The 14,967-nt window shown below is 42.8% G+C and carries 10 protein-coding genes and 1 pseudogene; 7 read left to right on the top strand and 4 right to left on the bottom strand.

Annotation, left to right across the window (positions count from 1 at the left end):
* The first annotated feature begins 123 nt into the window (after positions 1–123).
* The 4 genes from V7K40_RS01820 (at position 124) to V7K40_RS01805 (ending at position 9,172) form a co-directional block, all read left to right on the top strand.
* Positions 124–1,521: a Rieske 2Fe-2S domain-containing protein gene (locus V7K40_RS01820; RefSeq protein ID WP_334956177.1), complete on the top strand. Its 1,398-nt coding sequence runs from the start codon at positions 124–126 to the stop codon at positions 1,519–1,521.
* A 507-nt stretch (positions 1,522–2,028) separates the two neighbouring features.
* Positions 2,029–5,625 carry a pyruvate:ferredoxin (flavodoxin) oxidoreductase gene (nifJ, locus tag V7K40_RS01815; protein ID WP_334956175.1) on the top strand — a complete coding sequence of 1,199 codons (3,597 nt, stop codon included), beginning with the start codon at positions 2,029–2,031 and terminating at the stop codon, positions 5,623–5,625.
* A 638-nt stretch (positions 5,626–6,263) separates the two neighbouring features.
* A complete protein-coding gene (locus tag V7K40_RS01810) occupies positions 6,264–8,744 on the top strand; it encodes a hypothetical protein (protein ID WP_334956173.1) in 2,481 nt (826 codons plus the stop codon).
* A 164-nt stretch (positions 8,745–8,908) separates the two neighbouring features.
* Positions 8,909–9,172: a hypothetical protein gene (locus V7K40_RS01805; RefSeq protein WP_334956171.1), complete on the top strand. Its 264-nt coding sequence runs from the start codon at positions 8,909–8,911 to the stop codon at positions 9,170–9,172.
* Between the two features lie 28 nt (positions 9,173–9,200).
* On the opposite strand, the pseudogene V7K40_RS01800 reads toward V7K40_RS01805, so the two are convergent.
* Positions 9,201–9,416 (bottom strand): annotated as a pseudogene (locus V7K40_RS01800) (DUF1338 family protein); the annotation flags it as partial.
* On the opposite strand from V7K40_RS01800, the gene V7K40_RS01795 reads away from it, so the two are divergent.
* Entirely contained in the window at positions 9,398–9,994 is a 597-nt protein-coding gene (locus V7K40_RS01795) for a glutathione S-transferase N-terminal domain-containing protein (protein WP_334956169.1), read from the top strand. The pseudogene V7K40_RS01800 and the gene V7K40_RS01795 overlap by 19 nt on opposite strands.
* Positions 9,995–10,168: 174 nt before the next feature.
* Here the strand turns inward: V7K40_RS01795 and V7K40_RS01790 are convergent, their stop codons facing one another.
* A complete protein-coding gene (locus V7K40_RS01790; protein ID WP_334956167.1) occupies positions 10,169–11,488 on the bottom strand; it encodes an acetyl ornithine aminotransferase family protein in 1,320 nt (439 codons plus the stop codon).
* A gap of 587 nt (positions 11,489–12,075) precedes the next feature.
* Positions 12,076–12,357, bottom strand: a complete 282-nt coding sequence (locus tag V7K40_RS01785) for a hypothetical protein (RefSeq protein ID WP_334956165.1) — start codon at positions 12,355–12,357, stop codon at positions 12,076–12,078.
* Positions 12,358–13,244: 887 nt separating this feature from the next.
* On the opposite strand from V7K40_RS01785, the gene V7K40_RS01780 reads away from it, so the two are divergent.
* The gene (locus tag V7K40_RS01780) at positions 13,245–13,640 is read left to right on the top strand and encodes a hypothetical protein (RefSeq protein WP_334956163.1); all 396 of its coding nucleotides are present in this window, start codon (positions 13,245–13,247) and stop codon (positions 13,638–13,640) included.
* 236 nt (positions 13,641–13,876) lie between these two features.
* On the opposite strand, the gene V7K40_RS01775 is transcribed toward V7K40_RS01780, so the two are convergent.
* Positions 13,877–14,155, bottom strand: coding sequence for a hypothetical protein (locus tag V7K40_RS01775; RefSeq protein WP_334956161.1), 279 nt, complete (start codon positions 14,153–14,155; stop codon positions 13,877–13,879).
* A gap of 122 nt (positions 14,156–14,277) precedes the next feature.
* Between V7K40_RS01775 and V7K40_RS01770 the strand changes: the two genes are divergently transcribed.
* On the top strand, positions 14,278–14,952 hold the full coding sequence (locus tag V7K40_RS01770) for a DUF1003 domain-containing protein (protein WP_334956159.1): 675 nt from the start codon (positions 14,278–14,280) through the stop codon (positions 14,950–14,952).
* Positions 14,953–14,967: the final 15 nt, after the last annotated feature.

Below are 14,967 nucleotides of genomic sequence, written 5' to 3'. Positions count from 1 at the left end.
GTTGAGCCGTTACCAGGCGATGTCTACGACGGGCTACCCTACGCCTTTGATTCATTCAGCAAAAATCGTTCAACGGCTTAGTGTACTAATATAGTTTTATAAATTAGGTTTCTAGCTCTGGTTATGACAACTCAGTTTTCATGGACTAAACAGTGGTATCCTATTATTCCTTTAAGCTACTTAGATATTTTTAATCCCACTCCTATCACTCTTCTGGGGAAAAAGCTGGTGATTTGGAGAGACAAAAATCAAAAGTGGATAGTAATGGATGATGTTTGTCCTCATAAGTTGGCGCGACTATCTATGGGAAGCATCACTGAAGATGGAAACTTAATGTGTAGACATCACGGTTGGTGTTTTAACAGTGAAGGGAAATGCACTCATATTCCCATGTTGGCTGGTAACCAAGCAGAAGTAACTGCTTGTAATAGTTTAAGGTCAAAAGTTACAACATATCCTACACAAGTGATTCAAGAATTGCTTTGGGTATGGCCAGATGATAGTTCAACAGCCTTTGAGGATTGTAACTTCAAGCAGCCAGCTATCATACCTGACTCTGAACTAGATATATCTTCTACCTCCTGGCACATGACAGAAGTTCCTGTTGGTTATACCGTATCTGTTGAAAGTACTTTTGATCCTTCTCATGCAGAATTTCTTCATGAAGGAATAGGTATTTTTTCACCTAAAACAGCTGTGCCTATGGAACATTTTGAATCTGTTGGAGAAATATCTGCTCAAGAAGGTTTTACTCTCAAACATCAAGGCTACAATCTCTTCAACAAAGATATGGAGGCGATGCGGAAGTTTACTCCACCCTCTTGTAATACTACGATATATCGTTACCCCAACGGCAAAACTAATATTTTTCAGTTGTATTTTGTTCCTATACAACCAGGTTACTGTAGGTACATTGGCAAGTTTATTTCTGATGGAAGTTTAGTTAAAAGAAATTTTTGGCTTGAGATTCTCCCAAAGGATTTACAAACTGGGTTACAGCACTTATCTACATACAAGCTAAGTGACCAAGATTTATCAGCTATGCATTCTCAGGAAGTAAACCAGTCATCATTAGATACAAAATGGCAAAAGGCATACTTTATGCCTTCTCCGGCTGACGTGGGTATTATAACTTTCAGAAAATGGCTAGACGAATTTGCTGGAGGTAGTCCTTCATGGCAAGGGTGTGTAGAAGGCAGTTTTAAACAATTGAATGATGAACAACTATATGACCGATGGCATAGACATACAAAGCATTGTCCAAGTTGTCGGAATTCTCTGATTATTATAGAAAAGGTACAAAGATTTTCTAATATTTGCACTTTAATATTTGCACTCTTAACATTAGTTTTTATCTTGACAGGTATTCATCTAAGTTTGGTATTGATATCAACCATCATTGCAGTATTGAGTTCTTTATTATCATATAAATCGAACGATATTAAACAACTTTTTATTAGTAGTATTCCCAATAAAGGTTTACCTTTGGTCAAACTTTATGGTAGCAATGCAAAAAAGTGAGTTGATAGCTCAAACTCGATAAGCATTGTTTGTGTATAAATCTCTTGTGGCGAGCCTCCAAACTTCAGAGGATGCTTTGTCTTGCAAGCAAATGGAGATTTATCTTGTGGTCGAATTGAGAAGTCAAAAGTCAATAAGATTTCCTCATTTTGGTAAATTTCCTCATTTTGGGAATATTTTGTATTAGAGATTCCCGACCCTATACCCCACAAAAAAGAAGAAACTGCCTGAAAGTCTTATCAAACAGAGACTTCAGTTATTGAGTACATTATTAATACATATTAATAGATGCAATATTGCAGATGAGATATTAATAGATGCAGTATTTGTTGAAAGTTAACTTAAGAGCCAAAAGCCATCAATAAATTATCCTTTAAACACGGAGTAAATCCTACCGATAATTCTTTAATGTATATAATTCACTCACTTTCTAGTTCTGGCTATTTCTGATTCTTATATTCACGTGTTCTGATAATGCAGCTTAGAGGCGGGGACAAAAATCATATTATGAACAAAACTTTTGCAACCATTGATGGGAATGAGGCTGTCGCCCGTGTTGCTTACAAATTAAATGAAGTGATTGCCATTTATCCTATCACCCCCTCTTCAGCAATGGGTGAATGGGCAGATGCTTGGTCAGCAGAAAATCGTCCCAACCTTTGGGGTACTGTTCCCAGCGTGGTGCAAATGCAGAGCGAGGGAGGAGCCGCAGGTGCAGTGCATGGAGCATTGCAAACAGGTTCCCTGAGTACCACCTTCACGGCATCTCAGGGATTATTGTTGATGATACCCAACTTCTACAAAATTGCTGGTGAACTGACTAGCGCTGTGGTTCACGTTGCAGCCCGCTCCCTGGCTACCCACGCTTTATCAATTTTTGGTGATCATAGCGATGTGATGGCAGCTCGTGCTACTGGTTTTGCTTTGCTGTGTTCCGCTTCGGTGCAGGAAAGTCAAGATTTTGCTCTCATCGCCCATGCTGCTACCCTAGAAGCGCGAGTCTCGTTTATGCACTTCTTTGACGGGTTCCGCACTTCCCATGAAGTGCAGAAAGTCAAACTGCTCTCAGATGACGATTTGCGATCGCTCATCCACGATCACCTCATACTCGCCCACCGCAGCCGTGCGCTCACCCCAGATCGTCCAGTTTTGCGGGGAACTGCCCAAAACCCCGATGTCTACTTCCAAGGACGTGAAGGTGCTAACCCTTACTACAATGCTTGTCCAGAAATTGTCCAGCGGATCATGGATGAATTTGGAGAACGCACGGGAAGGCATTACAAAATCTATGAATATTACGGCGCCAACGATGCCTCGCGCGTTATCGTTCTCATGGGTTCAGGCTGTGAAACCGTCCATGAAACAGTAGATTACCTTAACGCCCGTGGTGAAAAACTTGGTGTAGTGAAAGTGCGACTTTACCGCCCCTTTGATGTCCAAAGGTTTGTTGCAGTATTGCCAACTAGTGTAAAAGCGATCGCAGTTCTTGACCGCACCAAAGAAGCAGGTAGCGCCGGGGAACCGTTGTATTTGGATGTGGTGGCTGCTATTCATGAGGCGTGGGAAGATAAGAGAGCAGGGGAGGCAGGGGGAGAAAATACTTTCTCATCCCCCAAAATTATTGGTGGTCGTTACGGTCTTTCTTCTAAGGAATTTACTCCGGCGATGGTGAAGGGCATTTTTGACAACCTGGCCCAAGCTAAACCAAAAAATCACTTTACTATTGGGATTAATGACGACATTAGTCATACTTCCTTGAGTTTTGACCCTAATTTCTCCACAGAATCGGATAACGTTGTTCGGGCAATGTTTTATGGATTAGGTGCTGATGGCACTGTTGGGGCTAACAAAAACTCCATCAAGATTATTGGTGAAGAAACCGATAATTACGCCCAAGGCTACTTTGTCTATGACTCCAAGAAATCTGGCTCAATGACCGTCTCTCACCTACGTTTCGGCAAAGAACCAATTCGCTCCACCTACCTAATTGACCAAGCCAACTTTATTGGTTGTCATCATTGGGGATTTCTGGAACGCATAGATGTTTTAAAGGCTGCTATTCCTGGGGCGACTTTGCTACTTAACAGTCCCTATGATGCAGATAGCGTCTGGGAAAATCTGCCGCTGAAGGTGCAGCAACAAATTATTGAGAAGCATTTGAAGTTATACGTAATCAATGCTAGCCAGGTTGCCCGTGAAAGTGGCATGGGTGGGCGTATTAACACTATTATGCAGGTATGCTTCTTTGCCTTAGCGGGTGTCTTGCCACAAGAAGAAGCGATCACTAAAATCAAACAAGCGATTGACAAGACTTACGGTAAAAAAGGTGCAGAAGTTGTCCGCATGAACTTGCAAGCTGTAGACAACACCTTAGACAACTTACATAAAGTACATGTCCCACAGACAATCAATAATCCAAAATCCAAAATCCAAAATCCAAAATTGCTAGACTCTGCTCCCGAATTTGTCCGGGAAGTTCTGGGCAAAATCATGGTCTGGGAAGGTGATGACTTACCTGTTAGTACACTACCTGTTGATGGCACCTTTCCCGTAGGTACTGCCAAGTGGGAAAAACGTAACGTTGCCGAAGAGATACCTGTATGGAAGCCGGATGTCTGCATTCAATGTGGTAAGTGCGTCATGGTTTGTCCGCACAGTGCTATCCGTGCAAAGGCTTATCAAGCGGATGAGTTAGTTAATGCACCAGAAACTTTCAAGTCAACTGGTGCAAAAGATAAAGACTTTGCCAATCAAAAATTTACCATTCAAGTTGCCCCAGAAGATTGCACCGGATGCACTATTTGTGTAAATATTTGCCCTGCTAAAGATAAATCTGAGCCATTGCTGAAAGCGATTAATATGGCACAGCAGTTGCCTTTACAAGAGCAAGAGCGGGAAAACTGGGATTTCTTCTTGAGTTTGCCTAATCCTGATAGGCGATCGCTAAAATTAAACCAGATTCGCCAACAACAACTGCAAGAACCTTTATTTGAATTCTCTGGTGCTTGTGCAGGTTGTGGTGAAACACCTTATTTGAAATTATTAACACAATTGTTTGGCGATCGCGCCGTTATTGCCAATGCTACAGGTTGTTCCTCAATCTATGGTGGTAACCTCCCCACAACTCCTTGGACAACAAACGCCGAAGGACGCGGCCCGGCGTGGTCTAATAATCTATTTGAAGATAACGCCGAATTCGGTTATGGCTTTCGCCTTTCCCTCGACAAACAAGCTGAGTTTGCGGCGGAATTGTTGCACGAGTTGAGGAGTGAAATAGATGAAAACCTTGTCTACTCCATCCTGAAAGCTGAACAAAAATCTGAAGCTGATATTTGGGAACAGCGCGAAAGGATAGAACTGTTGCAGCAAAGGTTAGATGAAATTGTCACTTTCGACCCCAATCTCAAATCCAAAATCCAAAATCTCAAATCTCTTGCAAATTACTTAGTGAGAAAAAGCGTCTGGATTGTTGGCGGTGACGGTTGGGCTTATGATATTGACTTTGGCGGTATCGATCATGTAATTGCTAGTGGTCGAAATGTGAACATCTTGATCATGGATACAGAAGTGTATTCTAATACAGGCGGTCAATCTTCTAAAGCTACGCCACGAGCAGCAGTTGCTAAATATGCCGCCAGTGGTAAGCCAGCACCAAAAAAAGACTTAGGGATGATTGCCATGACCTACGGGAATGTCTACGTAGCGAGTGTAGCCCTTGGTGCTAGAGATGAACATACCCTGAAAGCATTTTTGGAAGCAGAAGCTTATGATGGGCCATCAATAATTATTGCTTACAGCCATTGCATTGCCCACGGCATCAACATGACCACAGGGATGAATCATCAGAAAACTCTGGTAGAATCAGGTCGTTGGTTGCTGTATCGGCATAATCCAGAGTTGCTTAACCAGGGTAAAAATCCATTGCAATTGGATATGCGATCGCCTAAGCAATCTGTAGAAAATTCGATGTATCAAGAAAATCGCTTCAAGATGCTCACCAAGAGCAAACCCGACGTTGCCAAGTACTTGTTAGAACAAGCGCAAGCTGAGGTTGATGCACGTTGGCAGATGTACCAATATCTCGCAAAGCGCGACACTCTCTGAACATCTACCCTGGTTTTGGTGACAAACATCGCGATTGTGGTTATAAACATCGCGATGGTTTGTCACAAATATTGCAATTGTCCTTACTAAGTACAGCATTTCATTAATTCGTAGCGAATTAAATTTGCTAATACCTTGCAATGTTAATGCATCTTTCTACAATGCCAATGCGTCGGCTGCAATGTTAATGCATCTTTCTACAATGCCAATGCGTCGGCTGCAATGTTAATGCATCTCTCTACAATGCCAATGCGTCGGCTGCAATATTAATGCATCGCTTTACAATGCCAATGCGTCGGCTGCAATGTTAATGCATCTCTCTACAATGCCAATGCGTCGGCTGCAATATTAATGTGTTTTTTTCACTAAAAACGCTACGTTTTTACGTAAAACTGTACTAAGGCTGTGGTTTTAATTGTGTAGAACGCGTGCGGGGGAGGCTGAGGGAGTAAATTGGATTAGGATTTTTGTGAAAAATTCTGACCGAGTAGCTTGATATTCATCCTCCTAGTACAGTGGCCGCGTAAATATGCCACCCATTTGAAATCTCTAAAACCCTTAGGCGATCGTAATTACAAATTATGAATTACGCCTTGCGGCATTAGTGTCTTTGCTAATGACTAACGACAAGTAACTCATTGAAAACTAACACCGGAGAAATGATGGCAAAATCAACTTTTAACCTTTCCGATCTCAATGGCGCTAACGGCTTTGCCATCAACGGCATCAATGCATCTGACAGATCAGGCAACTCTGTCAGCAGTGCCGGAGATATCAACTCAGACGGCATCGACGACTTGATTATCGGCACCTCATCAGAGCAGAGCTACGTGGTGTTTGGCAGCAAAGGGGGTTTTGGTGCCCAACTAAACCTCTCTACTCTCAACGGCAGTAATGGCTTTGCTATTAATGGCATCAATTCAGGCGTATCTGTGAGCAGTGCAGGAGACATCAACGGCGATGGCATCAACGACCTGATTATCGGGGCAAGCGATGCCTCCCCCAACGGCAAATACTCAGGGCAGAGCTATGTGGTGTTTGGCAGCAAGGGGGGTTTTGGTGCCCAATTCAACCTCTCCACCCTCAACGGCAGTAATGGCTTTGCCATCAACGGCATCAATGCATATGACAGATCAGGCATCTCTGTCAGTAGAACGGGAGATATCAACAACGACGGCATCGACGACCTGATTATCGGCACCTTATCAGGGCAGAGCTATGTGGTGTTTGGCAGCAAGGGGGGTTTTGGTGCCCAATTCAACCTCTCCACCCTCAATGGCAGTAATGGCTTTGCCATCAACGGCGAGGGCTATCCTGTCAGTAGTGCAGGAGATTTCAACGGCGACGGCATCGACGACCTGATTATCGGGGCATTTGGTGGCAGGCGCGGCTACGTGGTATATGGCAAAAGCAGATATGCAAGTTTTGATGCCCAATTCAACCTCTTCAACCTTTACCTTGATGGCTTTGCCATCAACAGCATCGATACACGTCAGTTAGGAAGTTCTGTCAGCAGTGCAGGAGATATCAACGGCGACGGCATTGACGACCTGATTATCGCCGGGGCACCTTATGCCGAGCCCAACCCTGATGTTTCAAGGCAGAGCTACGTGGTGTTTGGCACCAATAAGGTTTATTATTCCCAATTCAACGTCTCCACCCTTGACGGCACTAACGGCTTTGCCATCAACAGTATCATTGATGGATCTGTCGGTTTAGGCAACTCTGTCAGCAGTGCGGGAGATGTCAACGGCGATGGCATCGACGACTTGATTATTGGGGCACCTTATGCCTCCCCCAACGGCTTTAGTTCAGGGCAGAGCTACGTGCTGTTTGGCAGCAAGGGGGGTTTTGGTGCTCAATTCAACCTTTCCACACTCAACGGCAGTAATGGCTTTGCCATCAACGGGATTAATGAATCTGACCAATCAGGCACGTCTGTCAGCAGTGCAGGAGATATTAACGGCGACGGCATCGACGACCTGATTATTGGGGCACCTGATGCCTCCCCCAACGGCAACGGCTCAGGGCAAAGTTACGTGCTGTTTGGTGGAAAAAATATCGGCAGTGGCACCAGCCCTATCCTAACGGGAACTGCTGGTACAGATACTCTTTTCGGCACAATTGGCAACAACATCATCGACGGCAAAGCTGGTAACGATATCCTCACGGGCAACGGTGGTCAAGATAAGTTTGTGATTCGCCTCGGCGATGGCAATGACATCATTACCGATTTTAGTGGCGTCGGAGGTAAAGGCTCAAACCCATCAGCAGCAGTAATTGCCAATGTTGATACACTGCAATTTATCGGTTCGGGACTAACTGCTCGAAATTTACAACTAACTGAAAATGGCAACAACTTAGAAGTCACTTTTGAAAATGTGGCATCCACCAAAGTAACTCTGCAAAACTTCAAATTACCAAACCTGGATAACCTGCCAGCAAGTTCTTCAAGACCTGCACTCGGCAATATAGAGTTTGATGGGCAAAGCAGCGTCACCGACAGCTTTGATGTGATTACTGCCAACTCTACTCAAGCTAACATTTTCAATAAAAACACTGTCACCTTCCTAAATGACTTAAACAATAACATTGCGGGTTTTGACAACTCCAATGATGTGATTAATGGTCAAGGGGGTAATGACATTATTAATGGCAACAGTGGCAATGACCTGTTGCGGGGCGGGTCAGGCGATGATATTCTCATCGGTGGAGAAGATAATGATACTCTTGTGGGTGGTGTAGGCAATGATGTTCTCGTTGGCGGTGCGGGTGCTGACAGATTCCTTTACAACACCGATGCAGCCTTTGCCCTGACTGCTGTTGGTGTAGATGCCATTAGTGACTTCAAGAGTTCTGAAGGTGACAACATTATCCTAGATAAAACTACCTTTAATGCAATTACTTCAGCTGCCGGAACTGGTTTTAGTAACAAGAGTGATTTTCAAATCACTTCTTCAGCGGGGACTAGCACGGCGAAAATTGTATACGATTCTGTGAGTGGGCAGTTGTTCTACAACCAAAATGGCAGCGCGACTGGTTTTGGCAGTGGTGGTCTATTTGCAACTCTAACTGGTGCGCCAACTCTTACGGCATCTGATTTTGTGTTGCAAGCATAATTCGTCCAAAACAAAGAGTTTCAAGCTTGGAACACGAAACTTCAAGCTTGAAACACTGGTTTTAGCAGCGGTGGTCAATTTGCGACTCTAACTGGTGCGCCAACTCTCACGGCATCTGATTTTGTGTTGCAAGCCTAGTTCGCCCAAAACACGAAACATTGAGCTTGGAACACGAAACATTGAGCTTTGAACACGAAACATTGAGCTTTGAACACGAAACTTCGAGCTTTGAACACGAAACTTCGAGCTTTGAACACGAAACATTGAGCTTTGAACACCAAACTCCGAGCTTTGAACACCAAACTTCGAGTTCAGAACATAAAACTTCGAGCTTTGAACACCAAACTCCGAGCTTTGAACACCAAACTCCAAGTTCAGAACACCAAACTCCGAGTTCAGAACATAAAACTTCGAGTTCAGAACCTTGAAGCTTATTTCTTCACTAACAACTTTGGGCTATTTAGATAGACGAGTCATTTCAAATAATTGGTGGGCATTACTTCCTAAAAAAGCATCGAAAAGTACCTGCTCTCCAGATTCCACTTCTACTAGATAGCGCTGGCCAATTTCATAATAAGCGTAAGTCCAAGGGATCTGAATTTCTGCGCCACTGTTATCATCTAACACTGTGACCATTTCCGTTACTGCTTGAGTTGCAGTTTGCCGCAAACCACGCTTTGGCCGAGAAGGGCATGACAAATGATGTGGAATTCATTAATGTCAATCTACCTGAGGGTGAGCACAAGAGCGCTGCGTTTCTAGCTAAGAACCCTTTCGGTCTTGTGCCCATTCTCGAACTTGATGATGGAACGATTATCTCTGAATGCACAGCTATTACAGAATATATTGATAACCTTCGCGGTGAACCAACGTTAACTGGTAATACAGCCAAAGACAAGGCTGTGATACACATGATGCAGCGTCGAGCTGAAGCATGTCTTCTTGATGCAGCAGCTACATACTTTCATCACGCAACCCCTGGACTGGGATCGAAGATAGAAACATACCAGTGCGCGGAGTGGGGAAATAAACAGCGTGAACGTGCTATTGAAGGTATGCATTACCTTAACAAGGTATTGGAAAAAGAGCCTTTTGTGGCTGGGATGCACTTCACAATGGCTGATATCACAGTTTTTGCTGGGCTAGCCTGTGTTAACTTGGCCAAAATTATGATCCCGGTTGAATGCACCAGCCTGACAGAATGGCAAATAAAAATTGAGCAGCGCCCGAGTGTCATTGCTTCTGCATAAAAGTGTCACCCAGAGTTGTCAAAAAAACTTGCTCAAAGTTTCCATCCAAAAAACCACTTTATAGAGGAACTGGAAATCATCGTCAACAATTTACATTTTTCGTTCTCAGCACTGCTTAGAGCTTAAATAAATTTAAACTAGATATATCCTAGATCCTGATTAAATCTACTTTCTTTAGCAGCTTAACACCTCGCTAATAATTTCAAGGGCTATGTGAATTTGGTCGCTGTCGATAACTAAAGGTGGACAAAAACGAATTGCTGCTTTACCGCAACCTAATAACAATAAACCCCGTAAAAAAGCTTCTTGGATAATGCGATCGCGCAATTTATAATCGAGATTACCTTGTTCATCAAATAAATCTACCGCTACCATCAAACCCTTACCTCGTGGCAACGATACTCTGGGAAATCTTTGATGCAACTTGGTCAAACTAGCTTGTAATAATTCTCCCATCTGGGTAGCGTTGGTCATCAAACCACTTTCCAGCAGTCGCAGTGTGGCAATACCAGCAGCACAAGCTACGGGATTACCGCCAAATGTGGTAGCGTGAGAACCGGGAGGCCAAGTCATTAACTCTGGTCTAGCAAGTATCGCTCCTAATGGCAGACCGCTAGCGATGCCTTTGGCAGTAGTAATGATATCAGGCATCACTCCCCAATGCTCGATCGCAAATAAGCGACCAGTTCGCCCCATTCCCGCTTGCACTTCATCCACTACCATCAGAATACCGTGGCGATCGCAAATATCCCGAATCCGCTGCAAGAAACCATCCTCTGGTACAATATACCCACCTTCCCCTTGAATCGCTTCAACTACGATCGCTGCTACTTCTTGCGCTGGTAAAATTGTCGTAAATAGCTGTTTTTCCAAGTAATCTAAGCTAGCGTGAGTGCCGTAGGAAATATGAGTCACACCAGGAACTAAAGGCCCAAAATTAGCTCGCTGCACTGCTTTGGAACCGGTGAGAGACATTGCCCCATAGGTGCGTCCGTGAAATGCACCTAAGAAGGCTACGATTAGCGATCGCTTGGTGTAATATCGAGCTAGTTTGATGGCTCCTTCGTTGGATTCTGCCCCGGAATTGGTGAAAAATACTTTTGCAGGGAACTTAGCGTTATTCTGTGGATTGGGAAAAGGGGCACGAATCGCAAGTTGTTCCGCTAGTTCCACCATCGGCTCATAATAAAAATCCGTCCCTGACATGTGCAGTAGACGCTTTGACTGTTCTTGAATTGCTTTGACGACTTCCGGGTGGGCGTGTCCGGTGGCGGTAACAGCAATACCTGCGGTCATATCCAGAAATACATTGCCATCCACATCTTCTACCATACAGCCCTGTCCGCGAGATACAACTAAGGGATAATCGCGGGTATAAGAAGGGGAAGTTACAGCGCGATCACGTTGTACAATTGCTTGAGCACCAGGCCCAGGTAAGGAAGTTATAAGGCGGGGTGTACGAGGTAAATTTAGGTTAATAGGGATACTTAACATAATTATTTTTGATTTTTAAAGATTACTAAATAATTAAACGCTAAAGGTTGATTGCTTACAGTAGCATTTGATTCCATTGGTGTAGGAATTACGCATTTAAGGAAAAATTCGAGTATACCTTAGCGAGTAGGGAAAAATACAGAAATCCTCAGAGGTTGCCCGTTTTTATAACACAACTTCTGCGATCGCGTCATCTTGTATTTTTTGAAGCATAACAGCTTCACTATTAGATGTCAGGGTACAAGCTACAGCACATTTTTGAGAAAAAGGTGTATTACATCTATTTTTTGGTAGGCGGGAATGTACAATCCATCGTTTGCTTGTTCTCCAGATACCACCTGGGTTACAAGAGGCATCCCCAATGGATCTATCATTACCATCATTAATTTTACTTGTGGTTAGCTGGTGTCATCCTTGCTGTGTCCAAATTGGAATAAACCTTCCTCGCTGATTAGATGGTGTCCACTGATTGTTGTTGCTTCTATTCGCACTTTCTCTACCGATAAGTCATAAACGCGGATGGTGTTTTGGGATTGCTTAACCGCTTCAAGAGAATAGCTAAACGGTCATCGGTAAAATCTGTTTCTCTAATGTTGATTGAGCAAACTTGCTCTATGGTGTAGCGTCGTTGTTCTACCCATTCCCTTACCCAGACTTTCCGATGGTCGCCCTGTGAGATAATATACGATAGCCAAATACATACCACTTACCCCAAATCTAGCCCTTCCTGTTTCCAGTGACGTGGCAAATATTAGTTGAGGATTTCTGGCAGTCCCATTTTTTTCATCACCTCTAGCAACAGAACAACATCGTCGATTCGTTCTGAGATTATTTTTTTGGGTAAATGTGCCATTTCTCACAGTTACCACACTAGCGTTCCGTCACAACATCTTTTTTGATAGGACTTGGTACCTCGAAGCGATCGCCTAACTCACAAGTCGCAAAATTTTTCTCCCACCAGTCCAACATTGCTTGTCACCTTTAACACCGAATTTTAATTACTGTACCGGATTACTTTACCCAAAATCCTTTGTGAGAAAGCTTTTTGAGACTTAACGGGAAAAGTCATGAAGAAGGGAGTAGGGAGTGGGGAGTAGAGAGTAGGGTGCGAATCGTTGGCTAGAAACTATGACCCATAAGGGTTTGGAGGATTAGCCGCAAGCTCGAACTGCCTTCTTGAACAAAACAGACTTTTTATGACTAAGTAATACCAAGCAATTTGAATTTTATTTTCGACTTCATACTATTAAAGTCTTTTTCGGGCTGTGTTTTTCTTATTAAAAGCTTAATTTAGATTCAGGTTACGAAGACACCAAGTCAACTAGTTCTCAAACAATCAAAGGTACAAACTTATGCAACTTTTAAGTACTTCTAGCAAGTCTTTACCTAATCCACAGCTAGCAGTGTGGTCAGACAAGTCTCTAAATCAGAATACAAAAACAACTCAAACTAAACTCTCTATGATCTGGATAAATGAATTTAACGGAAAGCGTAATCAGTTAGTTGCAAGATGGATTACAAACTAGTAGTCTGTCAAATACATGATGACGGACAAGAGAAGATATAATTCCCATCTATGCAGGGAAATATTGGGATGTGCAACACAAGTTATGCCTCATTGTTTTTATCTGGGATAACTTCTTTGAGCGCTTTTTCTATTTCTTCGATGGCTGTATCAATTGGTTCAAAATTTAAATAACAGTAGCTTGGACTTACTTCGATTGAATTATCTATTACAAAGAGAAAGGAGATGATTATGAGCAATGCAGTTTATGAGATCAATGCCGCAGACCTTTATGATAAAAAGAAACTCCCTGATGGAGATACTATTAGCATAAGCGTTGTCGGTCCTGATGAATCTAGTAAAGAAATTAAGTTCATCTTACGTCTTGAAGAGCCTGTAAGTTGGTGGAAAGGTTTACTGTTATTTAACCGCAAAGGTAATAATTCCTTTCGAGCTATAGCAGAATTGCAAGGCAACGATCCCTCACAAACAAATGGTGCAACAGATATAGATGAGTTAGGCAAATACGACCTGGTTCTGAGCAAAGCGAAAACATTCGGAGTTCATACAAATATGTATCGAATTGTTGATGCTCAAAGAGCTTTTCGCCCAGGATATCAGTACATATTGTCTTGGCTGACAGATTAAGTATCTCGAAGCAAATAATTAGGGTTAGTGTCACTAATGAAAAATAAATTTTCAAAGAGATCATCTCAGACTTGTAAAAAACTTATTCTCTAAACTAGTAGACATTTAACCCTTTTTTATTAAATACTGATATGGCACAGACTTATTCAAAGATTGGTTTCCAGACAAACCAGCACCCCCGACACAACAAACCCCATTGTCTTCCACTCAACCACAAAATAGGTAGTAGGCCACGTCTACGCAAAAGTTAGTTTTGGAGTTACATTTGTTGCTTTTGCGACTCCAAAAGTTAGTTTTAAAGTCACATTTGTTGCTTTTGCGACTCCAAAAGTTAGTTTTAAAGTCACATTTGTTGCTTTTGCGACTCCAAAAGTTAGTTTTAAAGTCACATTTGTTGCTTTTGCGACTCCAAAAGTTAGTTTTAAAGTCGCATTTGTTGCTTTTGCGACTCCAATAGTTGGTTCAGCAGCAACCAGAAGACCATAAATAAACTCCAAAAACCTTGTTTGATTCAATAGCAATCTACCAAAATCTATCTGTGGGTACTTTCATGCATTTTTTTTACCTTCAAGTATCGCATTCCAGTCAAAATTGAAGTTAGTCAGTTGAAGGAATCATTTATAACGCTAGACTACCAATGCAAACCAACAATCAACCAAATCCAAGTGATTCACCCTCCGCGTTCGGCAGTTCGGACTCGACGGGAGCCGCCAAGACTCCGACTGCTTCACCGCAGGTATCGCAAAAAATTCTGCCTACTGCCCCATTACCAGAATCTATTAGTCAAAATATCGAGACTATCATCGCATTGCACAGACGTTCTGAAAAAAATGTCCCACGACACCAGCGCCTTGTAGAAACGATAACCGTCTTTTTTGGTCGTCCTATATTCCTGTATAGCATTCTGCTTGGGATTATTCTCTGGGTAGCACCTAATGTCTTACCACGACGTTTTGGTGTACCTAGATTTGAGGAAGTTCCATTTCCTTGGTTACAATTTTCACTGACTGCGGGTTCATTGTTGGTGACAACAGGGGTATTGATTAAACAGGAGCGACAAGAAAAGTTAGCAGAGCAACGGGCGCAACTTAGCCTTCAACTCAACCTGCTCTCTGAGCAGAAAATCGCTAAACTCATCGCTTTGATTGAGGAATTACGCCAAGATATTCCCAATGTCAAAAATCGCTCTGACTCGGAGGCTGAAATAATGAAGTCCCCTACTGATGCACACGCAATTGTAGACTTATTGGAAGAAACCTTAGCATCAGAGTTAGCAAATTTATCGCAGCAAGAAATATCAACTCACGAGTAACAAAGTAAGCGTAGT

This window comes from Nostoc sp., assembly GCF_036917195.1.
Lineage (GTDB): Bacteria > Cyanobacteriota > Cyanobacteriia > Cyanobacteriales > Nostocaceae > Nostoc.
The sequence above is the reverse complement of the archived record's forward strand: the minus strand, read 5'-3'. Positions and strand labels throughout refer to the sequence as shown.